The organism is Herpetosiphon llansteffanensis (assembly GCF_003205875.1).
GTDB classification, from domain to species: Bacteria; Chloroflexota; Chloroflexia; order Chloroflexales; family Herpetosiphonaceae; genus Herpetosiphon; species Herpetosiphon llansteffanensis.
Map to the genome: position 1 here is coordinate 52,770 of NZ_PUBZ01000081.1, position 23,703 is coordinate 76,472.

Below are 23,703 nucleotides of genomic sequence, written 5' to 3' on the forward strand. Positions count from 1 at the left end.
GAGTTAATAAATGAAATATCGATTAGGTTCGTTGCCTAAACTTGCTCCTTTGGGCTGGATTATTCTGGCTGGCTATCTGGCGCGCTTTTTGATTATGCCCTTGGCAAGCCAACACGATGCGCTGTATATGCCGTGGCATGCGCATTTTGTGGCTCAGGGCCATTTCAATGTGTACGAGCATTTATATACAACCTATGGGCCGCGAGTGATCGAAATGCCGGTTTGGGTTCCTTATCCCTATGGATTTTATGCGTATACCGGGTTTGCGGCCAAAATCTACGATCTCTTAGGGCTGATTGATCTCCAAGCATGGCCTTCAACCTGGGAAATTGCCAATCCAATGCGGGCGGTTTTTTTGTTTAAACTGCTCTATTTACCATTTGATCTGTTGATTGGCTGGATTGTGCAACGGGTTGCAGGCCGCTTGGCTTGGGTAATGTGGGCTTGGTCGCCAACTGCGTTATTTATGTTGGCAATGGGCCAAAACGATGTGTATCCAACGGCTGCGATGCTGTTGGGAACCTATTTGGTTAGTCGGGCGCTTGCTGCGAGCGATAATCAGCGCAAAGCGCGCCGCTATGGCTATTGGGCAATGCTGGTGCTTGGCTTGGGAGCTGGCTTCAAGCTCGTGCCATTGTTTTTGGTGCCACCATTAATTGTGCTGCTGACGCGTTCGTGGTGGCAACGGCTCAAACTATTTGGAATTAGTGTCGCGCCATTGTTCCTGTTAAGTTTACCTTTTTTGCGTACTCCAGCCTATGTGAAAGGGGTGTTGTTCAATCCCGAAGGCACGCGCATTTTTGATCAGGTGAATTTCCTCAGCCAGCCTAGCTCGCTCTTTTTGCTTTGCTATAGCCTGTTCTTGATCTTTTTGCTGCTGTATCAGCGGCCTTGGGTTGGCGATAGCGCTTGGTGGGTAAGCATCGCAACCTTGGCGATTTTTTTCCTTTGGATTAAGATTCCATTTTATTGGCTATATTGGCTCGCACCGTTTGTCATTATTGCTGTGCTGCGCTTGAAGCGGGCTGCTTTGGGCTTGTGGATGGGCGCTGAGCTAACTTTTGGTCTGACGCTGTTGCATAGCCATCGTGAACTGAACCTTAATCTCTTCTTTCGCTTTATTCCTGAATGGCAATTCATTAATCCAATTCATGCCTTGGCGCTGCGCTCGGAGTTGGCAAGCCAGCTTTTGGCTAAACTGCGCTTGCTAAGCGAGAGCCTGCAATTGGCACTGTTTATTAGTCTGATCGTGCTGGCGCTAATCAACATCTATTATGGCTATCAGCGGCCTATTAAACCAGTGTTGCGACTGAATCGACTTGGCCTAAGCCTAATGCCTGCTACAATGATTGCAATAAGTTTGCTGCTGTTTGTTTGGATTGCCCGTAGCAATGCGATTCGGCCACGCGAATTTGGCGCGCTAACGAATATGCTCGTTTTGGATGGCCAACAACCCTTTGTTCAAGGTACGATCCAATCGGATCAAACCGAGATAACTGGGTTTGCCCTGAGTTTGGGCCAGCTACCACCAGCAAACGCCAAGCTCCAAGGCTGTGTCGTGGTAGGGTCAAGCGATCGTTGTGCGCCGCTGGTCGTGCCGCGTGAAGCGCTTTGGGAAACTGCTGGCTATGCGGTGTTTCAGCCAGCGCTGGCAATTACGCCAAACCAACCATTCAGCGTAACGCTTAAAACGCTTGAGCCAAGTGTGCCTGTGACCATTCACTACCGCTGGAAGCGCCAAGCGCTCGCATTAGCAACCAGCCAAGTTGAAGGTAGTTTGCCGATTGTGGCCATGGAACATGCCCAATTTGCCAACGGCTGGCAGCGCTTAGGTCGTTTATTGCGGGCTGATCTGCTGTTTTGTGCAATTTGGTTGCTGACCACCAGCCTTGGCTTGTTGTTCGTTGCCAATCTGGTTGCTCCAGCTGACCAACGTTGGCGCTGGAATCGCGCGAAACTGACACGAAAATCAAAATAACATTGTGATATAATGAACACAGTAACGCGGAAAGGAACTGTCTATGGCTATTCTATTGGCGAAGTCGCCACTCTCTGATATTGCCGAAAAAGTTGAAGCAGGCGAACGGCTCTCGTTTGAAGATGGAGTTCGTTTGTATGAAACTAACGATATTTTAGCCTTGGGTAAATTGGCCGATACGGTGAATCGTCGCAAGAATGGCGATGTGGTGTATTTTGTCCAAAATCACCGCATTACGCCAACCAATGTTTGTGCATTTCACTGTAATTTCTGTTCATTCCGCCGCAATGGCAACGAGCCTGATGCGTTTGTGCGCACTCCTGAGCAAATTATTGATCACGTTGGACGTTTGTTTAGCGAACGAACCCGTGAATTTCATATTGTCGGCGGTTTGGTGCCAGATCTCGATGTTGAATATTACGCCGATATTATTCGTGAATTGAAGGATCATTATCCAAATGTTCACGTTAAAGCCTTTACGGCTGTTGAAATTGATTATATGGCGCAAATTTCGAACATGGATTGGCGCACGACGCTTGAGATTTTGCGCAAAGCTGGCTTGGATGCCTTGCCTGGCGGTGGTGCTGAAATTTTCCATCCCGCAGTGCGACGTAAAATCTGTCCCGAAAAGGTCGATGGCGACGGATGGCTGGAAATTCATGGCATTGCCCACGAATTAGGCATCAAAACCAATGCGACGATGCTGTATGGCCATATCGAAACCCTCGAACAACGGGTTGATCACCTGTTGCGGCTGCGCGAGCAACAAGATAAAACTGGCGGCTTTGTGACCTACATTCCGCTGGCCTTCCACCCAGAAAACAACAACTTGGGGCGGGTCAAAAAGCTCGATTGGACAACTGGCTTCGAAGATTTGAAGAATTTGGCGATTGGCCGCTTGTTGCTCGACAACTTTGCCCACGTCAAAGCCTATTGGATCTCGCTTACGCCACGTTTGGCCCAAGTTGCGTTGTCGTTTGGGGTTTCCGACGTAGACGGCACGGTGATCGAAGAAGAAATCTATCACGCTGCTGGTGCGAAAACCGAACAAGGACTCTCACGAGCTGAATTAGTCCATCTTGTGACGACTGCTGGCAAAACAGCGGTCGAACGCGATGCTTTATATAACCACATTGCTGTGAACTAATTGCAGGGTTTTGGGCTGTTGCTTGAAACGTTGCGTATCGCGTGAGTCGCCTAGCGTACTCACGCTTTTAAATTATATGCTTGGTGTAATCGATTATCTCAATACCCAACCGCTGGATTATGGCATTACCGAGCGCTTGCCGCATGTGCCTGTCCAACGCGGCGTGCCAACGGCGATCAACGCGGCAGTTTTGCGCGGCGAGGTTGCTGTTGCGCCAATGTCGGTCTATGAATGGGCCTTGAATGCAGATAAATTGTTGGTTGTGCGCGATTTTTCAATTGCCACGATTGGCGCGGTCAATAGTGTTAATCTGTTTTCGTGGGCTGCTGATCCACGTCAGCTTGATGGCCAGCCGATTGCCTTGACCACCGATTCGGCAACGAGCGTTAATTTGCTCAAGGTGCTGTGCGAGCGTCACTATCGAATTCAGCCTGAATGGCGTTCGATGGCCCCAAATCTTGATGCAATGTTGGCTGAATGCCAAGGTTCGTTGATGATTGGCGATAAAGCCTTGGTCGAAGCGACAGCGCGTCGCCATTTGGGTGAACGTGGTTTGCCCTACTTCTTTGATCTTGGTGATGAATGGCTGAAACTGAGCGGCTTGCCGTTTGTGTTTGCGGTTTGGGTTGTGCGGCGCGATCAAGCTGATGCTGTGCGCGATGCTGGGATTGTGCCAGCGTTGCGGGCTGCTAAGGCCGAAAATTTGACCCGCATCGATGAACTTGCTCAGTTTTATGCTCCACGAATTCAAATCTCGCCTGGAGTTTGTGCCAAATATCTGCGCGATTTGCGCTATCACTTAACGTCGGTTGATTTGGAGGGCTTGCACACCTTTTTGCGCTATGCAGTGCCCAGTTTTCAGCCAAGCCAATTGGAGTGGTTTAGCGAATAGTTGGATAAAGATCCCCTCACCCCCAACCCCCTCTCCCACGAAAACGCGGGCGAGGGGGAGCATTTTGACCGACGAATGACGGACGAACCAGCGCGTTAAAGCCCCTCGCCCGCGCACGGGAGAGGGGTTGGGGGTGAGGGGATCTTAACACCGACCCTTGAAAGGTTGGGGTGAGGGGATCAAGCCGTGGTTAACGTGATGAACCATTACATCTAGAGCCTATCCATATGTTCTATGCTCTCTGTTCTATGCTCTTTTCATCCCTCGTTACGTTCACTCAGCTTTGTGCACGCTATAGATTGTTTGGAGTTCGCGTTTGCCTTTGAGTTGCACTGGCGCTAGTTGCTCCAGTTGGGCTTGATGCGACTGCAAGCGTTGGGCCAACGGCTGTGTAATGATAATTTGGCCAGCCTCGGCGATAGCTACCAAACGACTGGCGGTATTAACCACATCGCCAATTACGGTGTAATCCATGCGTTGGGCCGAGCCAATATTGCCAACTACCGCCCGCCCACAGCTCATTCCAATGCCCAAGCCAATCGGATAGCCAAAGCTTGCTTGCCATTCAGTTTGCAAGCTGGCAAAGGTTTGCTGCATATCGATTGCAGCATTGATTGCGCGCTCTGGATCGTTGGGTAATGCGCGAACTGAACCAAATACCGCCATTAGGCCATCGCCAAGAAACTTATCGATAATTGCATCATAGCGATAAAGCACTGCTGTCATTTCATCGAAAAAGCGATTGAGAATTTGCTTCACCACCACTTGCGGGGCGAGATTTTCGCTGAGCGCGGTAAAGCCACGTAAATCGGCAAACAACACCACGATGTCGCGCTCGCTTGGCTCGCCAAAACCACCTTCACTCAACAATTGTTCAACCAGCGGCGGAGCCATGTAGCGTTGCAAATCGGCGCGCAAGCGTTCGAGGCGTTGGGCTTGGAGTTGCTGGTTTTCCAAGGCTTGGGCAAATAACGTGGCAAGGGTTTGCAGCAAATTATTTTCATTCGAGCGCCAGCTATACTGGGCATCAGCAGGCTTAATCAATAACAGGCCCTGTAAGCGTTCAGCGCTATATAACTGAGCAATCACGACCATGTTAATTTCTGCTTGACGTAATGCGTGGCCTAGCGCCGAATCATGCTGCTGTTTAAACAACTGCACGCGACTTTCATCGAGGCTGGCCAAGAGTTCGGGCAAGGCTGGCAGTTGCTCAAGCCATGGCCTCGGGTAGGCAATGCTGCGGGTAATCTGGCGCTGATCATGATCGATCAACAGCAGCATACTTTGGGGAGCCTGAAAGATCGCCGCAACCTGCTGCATAATCTCGTGGAATGGCGGCTCGCTGCTGGCGCTGGTCAATTGCAGGGCAATTTCATTAACTTGGTTGAGTTGTTGAATATATTCTTGTTCGCGCAAAAAGAGCTTGGCATTATCCAAGCCGACGGTCAGTTGCACCGCAACCGCGCCTAAAATCGATTGCGTCAGACCATCCAAGGCGCTGGCATCGCTATGCCCAACCACCAAGAGGCCTTGAATGCCTTCGTGGGTATGCAAGGGCACAATCAACTCGGCCACAATTTGCGGCTCGGCCCATTGATAATCCAAGCAAAACTGTGTGACATCGCTGCTAAGCCAGCTTTGGTAGTGTTCTAAGGCTGCTAAAATATGTGGTTCGATGGTTAAATAGTGGTTGTATGGATTGTGGGCAAAATTATGCGTACCAGCCCGCAGCATAAATTGATTTTGCTGCTTGAGCAAAATTGCGACGCTATTGAAGCCAAAGCTATGGCGCACTAACGACGTTACCAAGCGCAGCAATTGATCGGGGGTCATCAATTCGGCGAAATTGCGGCCTAGCTCAACCAACAATTGCAATTGATTGGCCCGCGTATGTTCGCGCGCGAACAGCCGATTGTTGTTGACAGCGGTTGTGCCATGGTTGGCAAATACTTCGAGCGCTTGAATCGTGGCCAAATCGGGTGTGATCAAATTATTCGGCAGATCGACGATCATCAAGCCAAGCAATTGTTGTGGGCTGCCCAAAGGCACAAATAAATAATCTGCTTGGCGAATTCCTGTTGCGCCAAATGGCAGATGGTTGGTTTCTTCAGCGTCGAGCGTATAGCCAGATGGCACAAAATAGGAGCGACTAATGCGAAAGCGCTCACGCAGCAGCGGCACGATGCTTTGCTGAATCTTTTCATTCGTCCAACGTTGCTGAATTTGCTCGCGCTGAACGCCAGCTACACCTTGGGCCGACTCAACATCATCAATTCCAAAGACGTGAATAATAACTTGGCGAAAGCCCAACGAGCGATGAATTGCCTGGGCTAGCTCGTTCAACACCTCGTGCAACGGCAAATTAAGGCTTAAGCGTTCGCCGACATTCAGCAATTCTTCCAGCATTTGCGAGCGGCGTTCAAGCAGGCCTTTTTGTTGAACGGTGGTTTGAAACAGTTGGGCATGGGTAAAGGCAGTGACGCTTTGATTGCCAATATTTTGGGCTAATTCAAGCTGATCTTGGGTAAAATAATTAATGCGGGTATGCGCCGCCGTAATCACACCAATCACGATGCCTTGATGAATCAGTGGCACCGAGAGAATCGAGCGCGTGGTATCAATTCGGCGATCCATCGAGATCCAGCGTGGGTCGCGGGCAGTATCGCTGATGATTAATGGTTTCATGGCGCGCATCACCCAGCCTGCTACGCCATCGCGAATGACCCGTTGAATGCTTGCTGTATTGAGGGTTTCTTTGACTGATGAGGCATAAAACGGCGTGTTATGATCATTAACTAAAATGATGGATGTGCGGATTGCGCCCAAGGCATTGGCCAATTGCAGCACCAAATCGCGTAAAATGCTGTTAATATCGAGCGAGCTATTGAGGGTTTGGCTAATTGCATACAGAATATGCATTTGGCGGGTGGATTCTTCGAGGCCACGGCGATTTTTTTGCAGCCGCATCATCACCCGTAAGCGTGCCAACAGCTCGGATAGCTCGATTGGCTTGACCAAAATATCGTCGGCACCTGCATCGAGTGCGGCAACCTTGGTGCGCAAATCGCCAAGCGCGGTAATTTGAATAATTGGAATAAACGGAATGGCGGGATTACTGCGCAAATGGCGGGTCAGATCAACGCCATTCATACCAGGCAAGGAAATATCCAACAAAATAATATCTGGCGTAATGACGCGCACAAATTGCAAGGCTTCTTCGCTGCTATTGGTCAACGAAACCCGATAGCCAGCATCGCGCAGCAGCAATTGAAACATGCGGCTAATACTGAGGTCGTCTTCGACGATTAACACATGGCCATTGCTTGCATCAGGCATGAAGGTTCTCCACTTGGGTCGCTGCCCTCATTGTACGAGGTGTTCTGGCGTTTGACAATGGTATAAAGCCAAGTACGATCATAGTGCACCAATATTAATCTCTATCCGGCGGTGCATATGGAGGTTTCTTGTGAGTAAACATGTTGTCGTCTATGGTCGAACGAGTTTTTGCCCTGATCTTGCTCGTTCGCAACGTTTTTTAGAAGCCAATCAGGTTGCCTACACCCAAATTAATATCGATCAAGATGACGCTGCTGGGGCGTTGGTCGAGGGCTGGGTTGGCTATCGCAGCGTGCCCACGATTGTGGTTGCCGAAGCTGGCAGCAATTTGCCCTTCGAAGCGCCAGCTCCTTTGCCAGCAGGCCGCGAAGCACGCTCGTTTGATCGTGGTACCGTTATCACCGAACCAAGCGACGAAGCCTTGAGTGGTTTCTTGAAGCGCAACGGTTTGTTGGCTTAAGCGTATCTTGAGGGTGGTTGAGAGGCGAAGGTTGGTGTGAGAGCTAACTGATGAGCATGGTTTTAGCTTTGCTCGCTTTGCCAATGATAGGGCAGCCCTGCTATGACCCCACCCGACAGCTTAGAATGGACAGCAGAGGTTGTGCATAGCCTCTTAAACTATCCGCAACGTCTCTTGGCGCATCCTGCTTGGTCGCTGGTGATTGCCGAACTTGGCGGTTTGCGCCATTTGCACCAGCAACTGCTAACCTACCCGCTTAAAAATAAAGAATTGCGCTTGCTGACGATCTTAATCAGCCAGCCAGATGCCTCGGTTGAATACTATTGCGATATGTTGGCAATCCATCCAGCGACGTTTCATCGCCAGCAAAATGCGCTTTGTCAGCGGCTGAGTGGCCTATTGCCACCACCGCAATTACCAAACATTCCCCAACGTGGCTTCCAAATGCCCCAAACCAGCTTCATTGGGCGCACACTCGACCTTGAACGAATTCAATTATTGTTTGATCAAGGTTGCGATTGGATTAACCTCATTGGCCCTGCTGGAGTGGGCAAAACCCGCTTGGCCTTGGAAATAGGCCAGCGAGTTGGCCCAAGCTTCCGTGATGGCGTGGGCTTGTTGCATATACCCACTGGAGCCACCCAAGCAACGCTTGCCCACGATTTTTTAGCGCAGCTCGGGCTTGATTCCCCGCAACTGGACTCGCAACAACAATTGCAAAATTATTTTAGTTCACGTCATATGTTGCTCGTTTTAGACAATCTGAATCAACCGGAGCTGGCTGCTTGGTTGTTTGAACTCTTGCAGGCTGCGCCGTTTGTGCGGGTGCTGGCAACCGGCACGCAGCGCTTGCATGTGCCGCAAGAGCGTTTGCATTATGTTGAAGGATTGAGCTATCTGGTGGCCGCTGATCAACCTATTGCCCTTGAGGAACATCCTAGCTTGCAACTTCTGGGCGAGCGGTTAAGCAATTTTCAGCCGATCGCGTTGCATGATTCTGCCCATGTTGAGGTAGCAAGCCAACTTTGCCAGCTCGTGGGCGGACTGCCTTTGGCGCTCGAAGTATTAGCGAGCCTGAGCACTGAGTATGATTTGACGACCGTAGCGGCGCAACTTCAGCCAATGGCTTCGAGCGAGCAGCGCTTGGCATGGTTGATTAACCTGGGTTATACGACACTGCAACCAGCGACCAAACAGCTGCTCACAACCTTGGCCCGCTTGCCGCGCTGGCTCAACCAGCGAGAAGTGGCTGACTTACAAGGATTATCTGCTCAGCAGCTTCAGGCGAGTTTGCATGAAGCTCAAAGCATGTATCTTTTGGTCGATTGGGCTGTATGGTATGCGCTACCAAGCTGCATCCAGCACTCAATTGCCAACCCTGAATGTGAATTTAAACAGCAGGAAAGATAATCAGCTATGACTCAAGTATCAACCCAGTGGAACGATGTTATTGTGCATGACCTTTTGCATTACCCCCAGCGTTTAGCCCAACACCACACGTGGTCAACCGTGATTGCCGAGGCTGGTGGGTTGGAGCAGTTGCGCCAGCAATTGCTTGAATTTCCGCTCAAAGCCAAGCAACGGCGGGTGCTTGAGGTTATTTTGGCCCATCCTGAAGCGTCGGTGGTGCGTTACACCGATCTGTTAGCAATGCATCACGCGACCTTTCATCGCCAGCAAAATGCGCTATGTCAGAGCTTAAGTAGTTTTCTGAATGCCCAGTATTCCCAACCTGAAGTTCTTGCTGCAACCTCAGAGCCTGCGCCATCGGCACATGTTGCGCTTCCTTGGACGAGTTTTGTGGGCCGCCAAGCAGATATTGAAACGTTGTCCACGCTTCTAACCAACGGGAGCCGCTGGATTAGTTTGGTTGGTACTGGTGGGGTTGGCAAAACTCGTTTGGCCCTTGAGTTGGCTCAGCATTGGCTTGGTTTAGATTCGATTGAGATCCATGTTTTACGCTTTGCCGATGTGCAACGATTTGAGGATGTTGGCTTGGCCTGTGCGCAACAGTTGCAAGTATCGATTCAAGCAGAACAATCGCTGGAACATGCGCTTCAGCATTTTTTCGCACAGCGGCGCAGTTTGGTGATTCTTGATAATTTGGAGCATCTTCCGGCTGCTGGCGAGTGGTTCGCTACACTTTTTGCTGAGGTGGCGCAACTGCAAGTGCTTGCTACCAGTAGGGTGCGGTTAAATGTGGCAAAGGAAGTAATCTACGAAGTCGATGTCTTGGCGTATCCACCGCCTGCACCCAATATGGACCATGTGCGCAGCTATCCAGCAGTGCAGCTCTGTCTCGATCGGCTAGAAGCGGTGCGGCTCATTGATCGCGACGACGAGCAATTGTTAGAGTGGGTTGGCCAGATTTGCCATCAGGTTGCAGGCTTGCCGCTGGCAATTGAGTTAGTCGCGGCCCGAGCTGCTGAGTATTCGCTGGATGCGATTGTGGCGGCGATTCGGACTGATCTTGGCTTGCTTGCAGACGGGCCGCTCGATGTTGATCTGCGCCAACAAACGATGGCGGCCACGATTGGCTGGAGCTATCGCTTGTTACCAGCGGAAACCCAAGCGATTCTACAACAATTAAGCGTCTTTCAGGCTGGCTGGGATGTCGCGGCAGCGGCGGCAGTGTGTGGTGGTGAGCAGGAACTAATTGATGATCACTTGGCTTTGCTTTTAGATAATCACTTAATTACCCAAGTGCAAGGCCATAGGTATCAAACCTATGCAATTTTAGAGCCGATTCGCCAATATGTATGGGCTTTGCTTGATAGCATAAACCAGCAGCAACTCCGGCTACGCCATTGTGATTATTATACTGCGTTGGTCTTGCCTAGCGAAGATTTATTGGTTGGCCCAGATTATGCATTGTGGAGCAAATTACTTCACGAAGCTTACCCAAATATTCAATTGGCTTTGCATACAGCGCGCAATGAGCCAGAACCGTTGCGTTTGTGGCAATTACTGGCGGCACTCTATCGTTTTTGGTGGCAAGAAGATTTGATCGTTGAAGCTCAGGCATGGATTATGCCGCAAGTGCCATTTTTATTGCAAACGAGTCAATATTCCTATTGGCAGGCACGCGCTTTGTATACGACCTTAATTTTTGGGCTAAAAGATACACCAACCTATTCGCGTGAATCGACCTTTCACTATTTAGTCCAGCTTGCCCAAATTCATCAATTTAAGCTGATTGAAGCCAAAGCTAAAAATTTCTATGCAATTATGATTCGAACTAGCAAGAAAACAAACCAAGTTAATGCCTTATTAATGGATGCGATTAATATCTATCGTGAAATTGACGATACAGTTAATATTTTATCGCCAATGCTTAATTATGGTAATTCGATGTATGGATTGAAACGTTTAGATGAGGCGTATCAGATTTATGCAGAACTACTAGAAAAATTTAAGCAAAATGGTGACTATGATGGCATTCATACAAGTATGAAGAATATGGCCATTATGTGTATCTACTTGGAACGTTACACTGAAGCTGAAGATATTATTCTTGATATGCTCAAAGAAGAAAATATTGGCCAGAATTTAATCCAATATAATTTACTCTATATGTTCTTAATTAAAGTCTATTTTTTCTTGGGCGATTACCAGAAAATGCATGCCTGTGCCCAGAATATTTATCCTTTGGCAATTGATAATACAATTTTTATTGGCCGTGTGCTTACAATTTGCGAATCGATAATCTATTTAGCTATAAATAAAGAATATTACCCGCTTGTTCTAAGTATGTATACCTATATGCTCAACGCCATTCATGTAGAGCAGTATACAACTGAATGGTTTCAATATGAATTTATTGATCAAACAAGAATCGTTTTGGCACAATACTATGAAAATCTTGAATTTATTCCAGATGAAGATTTTGTGCTCGATTATCATAGTTTTAACGATACGATGAATTATTATATTAAGCTCATCTATGGATTTTGATATGCTTGATAGGATTAGACCCGATGAGCTGGATAAACGTTCGGCCATGAATGGATGGAACTTGTGATGCAATTGACCGAGGATCTTGTGGCAGATTTAATTTTTGCCCCAGAACAGATTGCCAAGCAACCCCAACTTGCCCAATTTGTGCAGGCTTGTGGTGGGATTCAACAATGCTATGCACTGTTACAAACGCTGCCGCTCAATGAGGCTGAGCGGCGGTTATTGCAGCTGATTTTGGCTCAACCAGGGGCTTCAGTTGATTTCTATTTGCAACAGTTGCATATTCATAAAGCAACCTTTCATCGCCATCAGCGCAAACTGTTGCATAATTTGACCAATGGCCTGAATCAACAACGCGTGCTGCAAACGCCACATTCGTGGTTTGCCCTGTTGCAACAAGCTACCAACTTGCCTGCGGCTCCAAGCGTTGATCGGGCTGGCATGGCTTATCGCCGCATCCAGCACTTATTTGAGCAAGGTGTGCGCTTAATTAATGTGGTTGGTGATGATCAGCCACGCCAACAAGCTTTAGTGCTGAATTTTGCCCACGATTGTGGTGCTAGCTTTAATGATGGCTGTTTATGGCTTGATTTAACTGGCAATTCGTCGCAAGCACTTAGCCAGCATTTGCTGGCTAAGGTTCAAGCTACGCCCAGCCTAAGTCCGACAGAATTATTACATGTATTTCAAACGCGCCAAACAGTATTGATTTTAGCGGACTATCAAACGCATCCTGATGATCCGCTTTGGTTGCGGCGCTTGCTTGAAATTGCGCCGAATTTGGTTGTGATCTGCACCAGTAGCCAGCGTTTGAAACTGTATGGTGAGTTTTTAGTCCCAATTGGCACGCCATCAGTGAGTGCATGATCAAAACAACGATTATTTCGCAGCTAAATGCTGTTCGAGGAGCTAGCCATGATTTTGCCCAAGGAGCGCGACCAGCGCCTGATTACGATTCGCCGTGGTGGCACACTGAGCGACCATGACCATCGGCTGCTTGCGCTTTGGGCGGCTGCATGTGCTGGCCATGTGCTTGGCTACTTTGAGCAAGCGCAGCCCGACGATCAGCGACCTCGCCATGCCTTAGCCCAACTTGAGGCATGGGTGCGCGGGGAGTGTAGCATGAGCGAAGCCCGCGCTGCTGGTGGCCATGCCAATGCTGCTGCGCGTGGTTTGAGCGGAGCGGCACGCTTTGCTGGCTTCGCTGCTGCGCAGGCGGCCTTAGTTGCCCATGTTGCTGCCCATAATCTTGGCGCTGCGGCCTATGCAATTAAGGCGGTGCGCGCGGCAGCAGCCAAGGGCGCTGAGGATGAGGATGGGCGGCAAGAGTGTGCTTGGCAGCGGGCGCAATTGCCTGCAACCTTACGCGAGTTTGTGCTGGAAGATCAACGCACTCGTAATTCAATTTGCTGGTGGGTATTTGATTTTAGCGCTTGATGGCTACCTCCCAGCCCTCGTGAGTCGTTCCTATGAACTGCTGTGAACATGCTGCGAATATGCGCTAAATCTGCTGTTTTAGTCAATGGTTGTTTGATACAGTAGTTGCATACTTGAATTGATTAAAAGTGAGGAACGAGCATGCGACGAATGATGGTGGGTTTATTGGTTGGCATCGTGGCGCTGAGTGGTCAGATTCAGGCCAAACCGCAGGGCGAGGTGATTGATCCGGCAGTTGTTGGCTATCCACAACGCATGGTGGCCTTTGGCGATTCAATTACGCGTGCGTTTCTGGCCGATGGTAATCCAAATAATATTGCTGATCAGCCGCAGTATAGTTGGGCAACTGGTACAAGCTCCGAAGTGAACAGTTTGGCCGAGCAGATTCGCACGGCGACTGGCAATCTGACTGCTACTAATGCTGCTGCTTCTGGCGCAAGTATGAATGCCTTGGTTGGCCAAGTTAATGCAGCTACTTCTGCTGATGCGCAGTATGCCACGATTTTAATCGGGGCGAATGATGTGTGTCGTTCCAACGAAGCTGCCATGACCAGCGTGGCCGATTATCGGGCGCAACTTGTCAGTGGCTTGAATCAATTAACCACCAATGAGCCAGAAGCCCGCATATTCGTTGCTAGCATTCCCGATGTGTTTAAGGTCTGGCAAACGTTCAAAGATAACCCCACTGCGCGCGCAATTTGGAATCAATTTGGGGTTTGTCAGGCGATGTTTGCCAACCCCGAATCAACCGCCCCCACTGATATGGAGCGTCGGCAGCGTGTTCGTCAGCGCATTATCGATTTCAATAGCCAATTAAGCGAAGTCTGTAGCGGCTATTTACGCTGTCGTTTTGATCAAAATCTCTTGTTCAATTCAGCAATTTCGCCAACCTTGGTCACCGCCGATTTTTATCACCCGTCGATTGCTGGGCAACGAACATTGGCCAGCAACCTTGCCCAAGCCTCGTTTGATTTTACTGATCAAACAGCGCCAGTTTCAAACGTCACATTTAGCCAAACCCAAGGAACATGGTTGGCAACGCTCAGCGCGACCGATAATCGCGGCGTGCGTGGCTTGGAATATCGCTTGCCCAGCCAAACAACTTGGACTCGCTATACCCAGCCGATCGAGGTGGACGACCAAGCAACAATTATTGTGCGTGCGGTTGATATTAACGGCAATAGCGAAGGCTCACGCGCTTGGAGCGTCCCAGCTGCTGCAAGCTATAGCGTATTTATGCCTTTGGTAAAATTCAATCAATAATAATCTCGCCCAGTTCATAGGTATCGTTCGCTGCATCAAGCAGCATGCGCTGGCCACTCAGATCATACCAACCAACAATAACTTTATAGCGACCTGCTGGCAATGGCGCTGCCAAATCAATCGCTAGCAGGTCGGATTGAGCTTGATCAATTGGCCAATATTGGCTTGCAGGGTTGGTTGGGCTATCAGTTTGGGCTACCAAATTCCCAGCCTGATCGAGCACATGGATAAAGCGAATTAAGCTCGGCAAAGGCTGCTTGGTTTGCCAGCGCAGAGCAACCAACAGTTGGTTTTGGGCATGGCCCGGTAATTCAAGTCCGGTTAATTGAATTCCATTTTGCCAGCCAATGCTGAGCTGTTGGCTAAATTGCAGTGGTTTGTTCTCAATCTGCCACCAATCGCCAAGTTTACGATGCTGCAAGGCCAATTCTGGAATTGCTTGGAGCGCATAGACCTGGCGACCTTGGGCCAATTGATCGCGAATCCGTTGCTGATCGGCCTGAAAGCTAAATTCGAGGTCGGGGCGTTGCTGCTCAACCGCTTGCAGATAGCGCAAACTTTCGATGCTCCAGCCGTCGCCAATCACCAGGCTGTGCGCGACAAGTGGCTCAGCCAAGCGCTGGCGGGCAATTTGTTCAATCTGGGCTGTGTTGCTAGATTGAATTTGGGGCAAGTTTTGCCATGCTAGCCATGCGCCGATAGCGCAAGCTGCGGCTAAACTCCAGCGTGGCCACGGCACATGCGCCAGCCCAAAGCCAATCAACAAGGCTTGCACAACATAGGCTCCCAGCCCAAAAACCGCCAAATCATCGACGAAATAGGCCAAGCAAAAGCCCAAAATGCTGCAATAACTACCAGCAAGCATGATTGCAATTGGTCGTTGTTGCCGCCAACAGTGCCAAAACCCATAGCAAGCCAAACCAAAGCCGAGCCAGGTTAATTGGGGGCCAAAAAGTCCGACTTGCACTGCAACGAAGCGCTGCCAGGCTTGGTTGGCTGCTCGCTGTGGGTCAAACCATGCGCCACCAGCACTGCCAAGCAGATACTCAGCCAACACGGCCCAACCATTTTGCCAAGCAGGTGCGCGCCAAACAATATACACATATGGGACAAAACTGATTAATCCAGCAGCGATGGCTAGCAGGATTTGGCGTACCGTTGGTCGTCGTTGCCAACCTGCGGCGATCAGCATCCATGGCAGCAAAAAGAGGCTGCTGCGATGATGTCCAAGCATCAGGCCTGCGGCCAGCCCAAGCCAGCAAAATGCCACTTGCTGTTGCCGCCAAGCCAGAATCAGCCAGATTGTGCCAACCTGCAGCAACACCGCAAAGGCATAAATTTCGGCATGAGTTGCTTGTTGCCAAAAGGTTGCAGATAGCCCCAAAATTGCTGCGCAAGCCCAAGCCCAGCGTTGAGCCAGCCCAAGTTTCAGGGCAATTTGCGCAACGATCGTTAAACTCAGGGCAGCAGCAAAGGCCGAAAAGAGATTAACCCGCCAAGCAATGCTGCCAAATGGCACGATGTTGCTCCACAGCCATGTCACGAGACTATACAGGGGATAGCCAGTGCTATGCGCAATCTCAAGGGTTGGGCCAACCCGTTGAAATTCGGCAGTATCGCCGCCACCGAGGCCTGGCAGCAGGGTTAGGCTATAGAGCAGGAATGCAGCGCCAAAGAGCAGCCACGCACCAACATTGCGATCAAACTTTATGTGTTTCACTGAATTTTGCATTAGATAGTCGTGCCAACTGCTTCTCGCCTACGATTATCAGCGGGGCTTGGGTTGATGTCAAGCGGCCCACATTGGCGACGACAGAACGCCGCAACTGCACTCTCACAATTGCGGCGTTCCAGGATTGAGGGACTAGTTGACCACCAGTTGTCCATTGAAGCCTTGAGCTAAGTGTTGAATGCGATCGAACTCTTTGTGCAAGCCCAATTGTTGATACAAATCGCTTGCTTGAGTGAGCGCATGCTGCGCGTCAGAATAGCGTTGCGTTGCATAAAAAAGTTTGGTCAGTTCGCGCCAAATTTTAGCTTCCATAAAGCGATCTTGAATCGCTTGGCTGAGCTGGACTGATTGGTGTAAATAGCGTTCAGCCATGGCAAATTCGTGTTTGAGGTTGGCAACTCGGCCTAGAATATACACACCAAAGGGCACATGGGCCGTTTCTTCATAATGCAGCACTTCTTGGGCATAGCGCTCTGCATCATCACACTGATTGAGTGCCACGTGGGCATTGGCCAAGGTCATTGTATTGAGCGAAACCCAAAACTGCGAATTAATTTGCTTGAAGAAGCTATAGGCCTCTTGGGCGATTGTTATAGACTCGTGGGGTTGGTTGATTTCGCCCAAAAAATAGGCCAAATTGCTTTGGTTGCGGGCAGCACGCACATTGTTGCCAATTGATTGATAATAGCGAATGGCAAAATTGAAATGCTCAATGGCTTCGGTGCGTTCATTGCGGGCATGCACAATCGCCAAACTCGCATGGGCGCGCGCCTGCAGCGATTGATCGTTGAGCGTACAGGCATGTTCTAGCGCGGTTTGATAGCCTTGTAACGCTAGGTCATAGTTGCCTTCTTCATCGGCGATTTCGCCACTCAACAAGGCGGCGATAAAATGGGTCTTGGCCTCAGCCTGGTGCGCTGCTTCAAAATCGCGCTCATGGTTGAGATGCATCAAACCACGCTTGACATATAAAATTGCCTCTTGATGATAGTGGTTGGTATCCAAAATCGTGATTGCGCGCTCGTAGCTCTGCATTGCTTGCTCAATTTGGCCTTGGGCTTCCCACAAATCACCTTCCAGTTGGCGAATGTAGGCGCGTAGTGAATCGCTGCCTGTGTGCGAAACTGCGGCTAAACCAGCGCGGGCTTGATCGTAACTACCAATAAAGCGTGCCAACTCTGCTTGCCCAATCGCTAGGGTTTGGGCCTCGCGGGCTGGTAATTGATCAAGCGGAATTAATTGCAGCATGCGCAGCATGCGGCCAAAATAGCCAGCCCGAATTTCGCTATGGCGTTGTGGAAACCACCAAACAATCGCTTGAGCATAATCGCCTGCGGCAATCGCATGTTCGGCAGCAAGCGTCCATTGACCAAGCAAGGCATGCACTTGGGCAGCGTGTTCATGCAATGGTTGGCGTTGTTCGCTGCTCAGCTGTTGCCAATAATGTTTGCGCAGCAATGGCCACAGCTCCAGCGTATCGCGATAGCCTGCTTGCAGCAATTGATACTGTTCAAGTTGTTGCAGATCGCTGCTTGGCCATAAACTCCGTGGAACCGGTTGCTGAAAACTGGCCAAGATAGTTAATAATTGTTGCGCACTTGGCCCAAGCATGGTGATAATCCGTTCGATCAACGAGCTAACACCTGGATGGGCTTCGAGCATAGCGCAAATTGCCGCCAAACTCCGTTCCTGCTGAATCAACACCATCACAATCCGCATAAGATGGGTGTTGCCAGCAATCAGCGCCAAAAATTGCTCCCATGGATAATCTGGTTGAATGGTTGTGGTTGCATCAAACCATGCCCGAAAGGCGCTATTTTCCAATGGCTCTAGGCTGAGCACTGGCAGATCGTCACTAAATACGCGATTGCCAATAATCAGCACATGCACATTGGGAATTGCGGCTAGCGCACGCCAAAATGAGTGCAAGGCGCTATGGTGTGCTTGCGGCTGCTTGAGCATAACCTCGCTTTGATCAAGACAAAATAATGCTGGAGTTGCCAGACTGGCGCAATCACGCCGAATTAAGCCCAGCGCCACATTGCTATTGAGCTTGCCACCTTCAATTGCCAAATGTTGGGCCAGATTATAGGCTCCATGATGCTGTAAAAATGCGCCGATTAGGGGTAAACAGCTCTCAACCTGATCATTCAAATCGGGCAGGAGCGTCAGCCAAAACACTGGGCCTTGCCATGTATTGGCGAGCGTTGCTGCACAGGCACTTTTGCCAACCCCCGTTGAGCCAATGATGCAAACCTGGTGCTCATGGTTGAGCATTGCATGCGCTTCGGCCAGCCATTCAGCGCGGCCATACAATTGAGCTGGCACTGGTGGCCGCTCCAATTGTAGCGCTGGCTGCAAAATGCTCAACAAACAATCAGCTGCCTGATCCAAAATCAAGGGCAAGCGATCTTTCATATCGCGATGAAAGGTTGCTTTGGCTAAACCAAGCTCATCGATTAGCACATGGACTGGCAATTTATGTTCATGTAAAAAGCGCCAATAAACTAAGCGTTGGTCGCGATTGCCAGCCCGCAATTGTTGCAAGATCTCGGCTAAATCGTGAGGTTGTTCGGGCCGCACTTGGGTTTCGCCAAGCAAGGCATAGGCAACCACCAATTGAATAATTTGGCCCCGTTGCCGCTCATTCGGATACGCTCCATACAGACCATACCAATGCCCAAGTAAGGCTGGTGTTGCCAACGGTTGGATTGTGCCAATCTCAGCAGGCTGATCAAACTGGTTGAGTACAGTGCGTAAGATTGGATTAAGAATATGCGTCATTCCACACTCCTCGTTAATCGAAAGCAGCCGATGGTTGGCTCGCTGGGCCTCATGTGAGACTTTTTGTTGGCAGAATGAGACTTTTTGAGCCACAAGCCCGCTATACTGAAAGCCAAGTGATTCGTTTGTGATTAGGGAGGCTCCAGATGCGACTTATCGTAGTGTTAACAGTGCTGATCAGCCTATTGGGTTCATTTATGCTTAATCAACCCAGTCAGGTTAAGGCTAATACGCCACCTCCACCAGCAGGTTGCGGTTTAGCAGGCGTAGATCTTTCAACGCCTAATACGTGGATGGCTGTTTGGGATTTTGAGACGGCCAATGGATGTTTGGTCGAGCTTGGTACGCCGCAAATTCCAAGCCAAGACCCGCCAATTGTGTCAATGACAACAATTGCTTGTACGGTCAATGGCGTTGTCGATTTCAGCCCAGCAGATTATGCGCGCTTTCAAGGCAATGGCTACCTTTCGTGTGATCTCGATTTGCCAAACAACTTGCAGCAGACTTACCCTGATTTCTGGACGTATGTACAAGCTCAATTTAGCACGAATGGTAATCAGCCGCTCTTACATCACCCTGATGCCCAAATGAGCGTTGATGTAAATGGCTTATATGGCAATCTTGAATGGCAATATCGCCATACCACCAATCTTCTCGAATCGAATGTTGTTGGGCGCTTCCGCCTGACGAGCGATAACCGGATGGTGGTTGGTCAATGTTCTAGCTCAGTGCTTAATTGCCCAACTAGCCAAACAGCGCCATACGCTGGCTACGCCAAAGTCCATGGCGACACGACCTATGCCAATTCGAGCCAAACCATGGTCAAGTTTCGCACCAGTGCTACAACTGTGATCATTGGGTATAACCCAGATACCAACGAGTATCTGAATGGAAAGTTGGGCATGATGATTATTGATCCATATGGCAAAGATCCTGAACCAACTGTGATCAATCCTGATCCAACGCCAACCGTTACTCCAACCATGCCCATCCCACAATAAACCGTGTTGATTCAGATGCGAACAGGCCACTAGGATTATTCCTAGTGGCCTGTTGTTTGTTTTGTTCTAGCCGCTACGAGCTTAGTTCACAGTAAAGTTGACGTTTGAAAGATCAAAGAACACGTTGTTGGCACAGCGCACTTTGATGCGGGCTTGGGTGGTTGCTGTATTCGGAATGGTTACTGCCTGGCTGCCATCATTTGGCGTGGAAGCAAGCAAACTGCTAAAGCTGCTGCCGCCATTGCTGGAGAATAAAATCTCAACATTGGCACAGCTGACTGGGGCAGCAGTGGTGTTGGCAACATTCCAGGTAATCGTGCGGCTGCTGTTGCGCGTCCAAGTAACTGCCGTGTTGGGAGCTGTTACCGTGAAGGGGCCAGCTGCACTATTGACCGTTACGTTGGCCGTATCAATCGCATAGCTGCCGCCGCCAGCCCGATTATCGCGCACAATCAAGCGGAAGGCCAAGGTGCGATTGGTGGTTGGCAACGATTCGCCAATCGTGCTGACATTATTCAGAATATCGCTCAATTTGGGGAACGAGCGTTTTGGATTGCTGCTTGGGTTGAAGCTACGGAAGATTGGGCGGCTGCCATTGTCGGTATTTGGTGGCGCAGCCGTGCCCAAATTATATTGTTCCCAGTTGTAGGTCAAGCTATCGCCGTTGGCATCGCTGCCAGTGCCACTTAATTCAAATGGCGTGCTGCGCGGAATCGTATAATCTGCGCCAGCATTGGCGACCGGAGCCGTGTTGCCAGTGTTGGTTGCCGTGCCACAGCTTGAACCGCCGCCGGTGGTAATAAAGGTCGTAATTTCGTTCAAGCTCTTCGAATGGAAGTAGGGATCGCTGTTGGATTGCAAGTTTTCAGCGCCACAAATGCCTGCATAGGCCATAATCGTCGAGCCGCTGCCTGGTTCGTAGGCGGCGCTGCTAGCGCGATTGCCACCACCGCAGCTGCCCGTTGTGCCGTTGAAGGTGTGGTTGCCGCCAAATTGGTGGCCAATTTCGTGGGCAACATAATCAATATCGAATGGATCGCCAACCGGAGCCGACGAGCCAGTGACACCTTGGGCTTTGTAGTTGGTTGAACAAACTGATCCTAACGATGCAACACCACCGCCACCTGTACTGAACACATGGCCAATATCATAATTGGTGTTACCAATCACGTTTTTGATGTTGGTTTGATTTTGGCCAAGCATCGTTACGCCGTTGTTATTGGTGTAAGGGTCGGTGCTGGCATTGGTGTAAATGATGCTGCTATTGTTGGCAACCAACACCATGCGCACCGCAACTTCGCGCTCGTAGACGGCATTGACGCGGTTGACGCTGGTAGTGATGGCGGCCAATGCGCCGCTGACCGTGCCACCATGGAAGGCGGTATATTCGCCAGTTGCGGCCATGGCCAAGCGATAGGTGCGCAATTTATCGCCAACAGCTTTGGGTGCTGCCAAGCCATCGCTGCTCAATGGCAGATCGATGACATAATCTTCGACTTGGCGTTCGGCCAGTTTCTCGCTGCTTGGCACAAAATTCCGGCTATCGTACACAATGTAGTTTTTGGTATCGCCAGCGCTGTAGGGATCGATGAAAATTCGGCCTTGACCGCCCAAGATCAAGCCATGAAAGCCTGCTGGAGTCAGATCCAAGCGTCCGCTAAGATTCGGTGTATCCACCCCAACAATCAGGTAGGTGCGAATTTCGGGAAACTTCGCCGCCAGCTCGGGCTGCATAATTGGCGATTCGACGATACGGAATTGCTCAAATTTGCCATCGGGCATGGGCAATTGCAGCGTATACAACGAGTTTACCACTGCTTGGTCTTGCTCTAAGGGAGCTTTGGCCAGATATTGACTCAAGCCATCTAAATCAAGCCCAACAGTGCGATAGATGGTTGGTACAATTTGGCGTGCGCCTTTTTGCACCAGCCGACTTTCTTGCACATCTTGCCAAAAGCCATCGGACGAAGCGGCAGTAGGAGTGACGAGGGTGGCGGCAGCAAAGCTACTCAGCAATGCAACCACCAAGGCTGCAACGATCACCAACGATGAACGTTTTCCGGGCATGCCAAACCTCCTAGAGGTAGAAGTGGATACCTATCTATTATACATTAAAAATATTTAATTAAATTGTAATATTTGTGTCTAGGAAGTTTAAATTATTGTTTTATCGATCATCCATTAACTCAACTGGTTAAATTCAAGCGCTGTAAAAACTGAGCTGCTGTTGTAACAACGCTGTAACGTGCTGCGGCTAAGCTCTGGTTCATTCAACCGATTGCTTAGTGAGGTTTAGGGTATGTGGTTTCAGCGCGTTCTTTTATGGTTGGCGGTGCTTGGTTTTGCGATTCTCGTGCTCGCGATTGGCTCAGCGTTTTTAGCGGTTGGTTCAATGTTTTTAGCGGTGTGTGCAACAGCTCTTTTGCTGACTCTGTATTTTTGGCCAATTATTGGGGCTGTGATTAGTTGGAAAAGTATGGGCTTGTTCCAGCGGCCAGAAAAAAAGCCGCATTATTGGGGTTTAGGCTTGCTGTGCCTTATTTATGGCGTAGGCATCAGCTTATTGGCAATCGATGACCTATGGTTCCTTGGCGATTGGATCTTGTTGGGCAATGGCATTGGCCTGATCTTGCGCAGTGTCTTGGTTGAATGGCGGGTTGCCGAAGTCCGCGCGCGCCGATTAATCATTAATTTGCTGCTGGCGCTTGTGCTACCAATCAGTGCTAAAACACTGATTGAATATCCTAGGATCAAGGATCAGGATTGTAAAGTTCAAGCTGCGCTTGATCAAACTGCTGAGAAACTTTTCCAATATTATGCTCAACACGGCAATTATCCCCCATCCTTGGAACTTGAAATTGAATTGAATTCGCTCGCATTTAGGCAGCAATGCAAGCAAACATATGGCTGGCGCTATATTGATGTCGATGATTATGCATCCAAAGAGTGGGTGTATCAACCTCAGGAAACAAGCTACCGCTTAGGATACTATAGAACAGATTCCATTCTATTTCTTTATTCACGGTACATTGATCGGGTCTGTTGGTATGACCCAGCCACGCAGGCTAGCAGTTGTCATTTTGTTCTAAATTAGTAGCTCAATTCAATCAAATAGGTGCTCAATCTCTTGATTGCTGTAACAACGGTGTAACGCGCCGCAGTTAAGCTCTGGTTAATTCGACTGGTTGCTTAGCGAGGTTTTGGATATGTGGTTGCAGCGCTTTAGTTCATATTTGGTTGTTTGTGGGTTTATGCTTCTGATATTGGTAGTCGGCGCATTGTTTTTGAAAATTGGAGCACCGTTTTTATCGTTTGGCTCAGCAGTGCTTGGGATATGTTTAATATTCTTTTTGCTGATTATATATTTTTGGCCAATTGCTGGAATTGTGGTTAGTTGGAAAATCATGGGGCTTTTGCATCAGCCTGAAAAAAAGCCCATTACACGGGTTTGGTCTGGTTGTGCATTATCTATGGCTTGGGAATTGTCGGTTGCCTCAATCGATATTCACCATTGGGCTATTGGATCTTTTTTGGCAATAGCCTTGGGCTGATTCTGCGCAGTGTTTTCGTTGAATGGCGGGTTGCTGAAGGTCGGATACGCCGATTGAGCATTAATCTGCTGCTGGCGCTTGGGCTGCCGCTGATTACCAGCTTGATTTTTCTTTTTCCGCAAATTAAGGATTAATCCGATTCAGGATTGTTTGCTGAGCAACGTT

17 protein-coding genes are annotated in these 23,703 nt (G+C 49.5%); 13 read left to right on the plus strand and 4 right to left on the minus strand.

All coding sequences use genetic code 11. The features are described from left to right. Positions 1 to 10: 10 nt before the first annotated feature. The 3 genes from C5S61_RS07035 (at position 11) to C5S61_RS07045 (ending at position 4,017) form a co-directional block, all read left to right on the plus strand. Positions 11 to 1,978, plus strand: coding sequence for a hypothetical protein (locus tag C5S61_RS07035; protein WP_110514354.1), 1,968 nt, complete (start codon positions 11 to 13; stop codon positions 1,976 to 1,978). 43 nt (positions 1,979 to 2,021) lie between these two features. Then, the gene (gene mqnE / locus C5S61_RS07040) at positions 2,022 to 3,125 is read left to right on the plus strand and encodes an aminofutalosine synthase MqnE (RefSeq protein WP_110514355.1); all 1,104 of its coding nucleotides are present in this window, start codon (positions 2,022 to 2,024) and stop codon (positions 3,123 to 3,125) included. A gap of 76 nt (positions 3,126 to 3,201) precedes the next feature. Next, positions 3,202 to 4,017, plus strand: coding sequence for a menaquinone biosynthetic enzyme MqnA/MqnD family protein (locus C5S61_RS07045; RefSeq protein WP_110514356.1), 816 nt, complete (start codon positions 3,202 to 3,204; stop codon positions 4,015 to 4,017). Positions 4,018 to 4,290: 273 nt separating this feature from the next. Here C5S61_RS07045 and C5S61_RS07050 read toward each other — a convergent pair whose 3' ends face one another. After that, positions 4,291 to 7,353 (minus strand): GAF domain-containing protein, encoded by a 3,063-nt coding sequence (locus tag C5S61_RS07050; RefSeq protein ID WP_110514357.1) that lies wholly within the window; start codon positions 7,351 to 7,353, stop codon positions 4,291 to 4,293. Between the two features lie 130 nt (positions 7,354 to 7,483). Here C5S61_RS07050 and C5S61_RS07055 point away from each other — a divergent pair, with 130 nt between their 5' ends. The 6 genes from C5S61_RS07055 (at position 7,484) to C5S61_RS07080 (ending at position 14,470) form a co-directional block, all read left to right on the plus strand. After that, positions 7,484 to 7,813, plus strand: coding sequence for a glutaredoxin family protein (locus C5S61_RS07055; protein ID WP_164689267.1), 330 nt, complete (start codon positions 7,484 to 7,486; stop codon positions 7,811 to 7,813). 102 nt (positions 7,814 to 7,915) lie between these two features. Continuing rightward, positions 7,916 to 9,223: an NB-ARC domain-containing protein gene (locus C5S61_RS07060; RefSeq protein ID WP_110514359.1), complete on the plus strand. Its 1,308-nt coding sequence runs from the start codon at positions 7,916 to 7,918 to the stop codon at positions 9,221 to 9,223. Positions 9,224 to 9,229: 6 nt separating this feature from the next. Beyond that, positions 9,230 to 11,767, plus strand: a complete 2,538-nt coding sequence (locus C5S61_RS07065) for an ATP-binding protein (RefSeq protein WP_110514360.1) — start codon at positions 9,230 to 9,232, stop codon at positions 11,765 to 11,767. A 66-nt stretch (positions 11,768 to 11,833) separates the two neighbouring features. Then, the gene (locus C5S61_RS07070) at positions 11,834 to 12,637 is read left to right on the plus strand and encodes a hypothetical protein (RefSeq protein WP_110514361.1); all 804 of its coding nucleotides are present in this window, start codon (positions 11,834 to 11,836) and stop codon (positions 12,635 to 12,637) included. Positions 12,638 to 12,685: 48 nt separating this feature from the next. Next, a complete protein-coding gene (locus tag C5S61_RS07075) occupies positions 12,686 to 13,207 on the plus strand; it encodes a putative immunity protein (RefSeq protein ID WP_110514362.1) in 522 nt (173 codons plus the stop codon). A 141-nt stretch (positions 13,208 to 13,348) separates the two neighbouring features. Next, positions 13,349 to 14,470 carry an SGNH/GDSL hydrolase family protein gene (locus C5S61_RS07080; protein WP_110514363.1) on the plus strand — a complete coding sequence of 374 codons (1,122 nt, stop codon included), beginning with the start codon at positions 13,349 to 13,351 and terminating at the stop codon, positions 14,468 to 14,470. On the opposite strand, the gene C5S61_RS07085 is transcribed toward C5S61_RS07080, so the two are convergent. Beyond that, the gene (locus C5S61_RS07085) at positions 14,460 to 16,190 is read right to left on the minus strand and encodes a protein O-mannosyl-transferase family (protein WP_164689268.1); all 1,731 of its coding nucleotides are present in this window, start codon (positions 16,188 to 16,190) and stop codon (positions 14,460 to 14,462) included. The two genes, C5S61_RS07080 and C5S61_RS07085, sit on opposite strands and share 11 nt — an antisense overlap. A 144-nt stretch (positions 16,191 to 16,334) precedes the next feature. Then, on the minus strand, positions 16,335 to 18,986 hold the full coding sequence (locus C5S61_RS07090; protein ID WP_110514365.1) for a tetratricopeptide repeat protein: 2,652 nt from the start codon (positions 18,984 to 18,986) through the stop codon (positions 16,335 to 16,337). Between the two features lie 146 nt (positions 18,987 to 19,132). Between C5S61_RS07090 and C5S61_RS07095 the strand changes: the two genes are divergently transcribed. Beyond that, complete coding sequence (locus C5S61_RS07095) at positions 19,133 to 19,987, plus strand: hypothetical protein (RefSeq protein ID WP_110514366.1); 855 nt, start codon at positions 19,133 to 19,135, stop codon at positions 19,985 to 19,987. An 81-nt stretch (positions 19,988 to 20,068) separates the two neighbouring features. Here the strand turns inward: C5S61_RS07095 and C5S61_RS07100 are convergent, their stop codons facing one another. Beyond that, positions 20,069 to 22,054, minus strand: coding sequence for a reprolysin-like metallopeptidase (locus C5S61_RS07100; protein ID WP_110514367.1), 1,986 nt, complete (start codon positions 22,052 to 22,054; stop codon positions 20,069 to 20,071). Between the two features lie 232 nt (positions 22,055 to 22,286). Between C5S61_RS07100 and C5S61_RS07105 the strand changes: the two genes are divergently transcribed. The 3 genes from C5S61_RS07105 to C5S61_RS26795 all read left to right on the plus strand — a co-directional run bounded on the left by C5S61_RS07105 (position 22,287) and on the right by C5S61_RS26795 (position 23,672). Further along, positions 22,287 to 23,081, plus strand: a complete 795-nt coding sequence (locus C5S61_RS07105) for a hypothetical protein (RefSeq protein WP_110514368.1) — start codon at positions 22,287 to 22,289, stop codon at positions 23,079 to 23,081. A 112-nt stretch (positions 23,082 to 23,193) separates the two neighbouring features. After that, positions 23,194 to 23,538 carry a hypothetical protein gene (locus tag C5S61_RS26580; protein ID WP_124033399.1) on the plus strand — a complete coding sequence of 115 codons (345 nt, stop codon included), beginning with the start codon at positions 23,194 to 23,196 and terminating at the stop codon, positions 23,536 to 23,538. Then, positions 23,499 to 23,672 (plus strand): hypothetical protein, encoded by a 174-nt coding sequence (locus C5S61_RS26795; protein ID WP_164689269.1) that lies wholly within the window; start codon positions 23,499 to 23,501, stop codon positions 23,670 to 23,672. Before C5S61_RS26580 ends, C5S61_RS26795 begins: the two co-directional genes overlap by 40 nt. Positions 23,673 to 23,703: the final 31 nt, after the last annotated feature.

Bases quoted from the DNA above. Each gene is read 5' to 3' on its own strand.
- C5S61_RS07035 (WP_110514354.1), top strand. From the start codon at position 11: ATGAAATATCGATTAGGTTCGTTGCCTAAACTTGCTCCTTTGGGCTGG.
- mqnE (WP_110514355.1), top strand. From the start codon at position 2,022: ATGGCTATTCTATTGGCGAAGTCGCCACTCTCTGATATTGCCGAAAAA.
- C5S61_RS07045 (WP_110514356.1), top strand. From the start codon at position 3,202: ATGCTTGGTGTAATCGATTATCTCAATACCCAACCGCTGGATTATGGC.
- C5S61_RS07050 (WP_110514357.1), bottom strand. From the start codon at position 7,353: ATGCCTGATGCAAGCAATGGCCATGTGTTAATCGTCGAAGACGACCTC.
- C5S61_RS07060 (WP_110514359.1), top strand. From the start codon at position 7,916: ATGACCCCACCCGACAGCTTAGAATGGACAGCAGAGGTTGTGCATAGC.
- C5S61_RS07065 (WP_110514360.1), top strand. From the start codon at position 9,230: ATGACTCAAGTATCAACCCAGTGGAACGATGTTATTGTGCATGACCTT.
- C5S61_RS07070 (WP_110514361.1), top strand. From the start codon at position 11,834: ATGCAATTGACCGAGGATCTTGTGGCAGATTTAATTTTTGCCCCAGAA.
- C5S61_RS07075 (WP_110514362.1), top strand. From the start codon at position 12,686: ATGATTTTGCCCAAGGAGCGCGACCAGCGCCTGATTACGATTCGCCGT.
- C5S61_RS07080 (WP_110514363.1), top strand. From the start codon at position 13,349: ATGCGACGAATGATGGTGGGTTTATTGGTTGGCATCGTGGCGCTGAGT.
- C5S61_RS07090 (WP_110514365.1), bottom strand. From the start codon at position 18,986: ATGACGCATATTCTTAATCCAATCTTACGCACTGTACTCAACCAGTTT.
- C5S61_RS07095 (WP_110514366.1), top strand. From the start codon at position 19,133: ATGCGACTTATCGTAGTGTTAACAGTGCTGATCAGCCTATTGGGTTCA.
- C5S61_RS07100 (WP_110514367.1), bottom strand. From the start codon at position 22,054: ATGCCCGGAAAACGTTCATCGTTGGTGATCGTTGCAGCCTTGGTGGTT.
- C5S61_RS07105 (WP_110514368.1), top strand. From the start codon at position 22,287: ATGTGGTTTCAGCGCGTTCTTTTATGGTTGGCGGTGCTTGGTTTTGCG.
- C5S61_RS26580 (WP_124033399.1), top strand. From the start codon at position 23,194: ATGTGGTTGCAGCGCTTTAGTTCATATTTGGTTGTTTGTGGGTTTATG.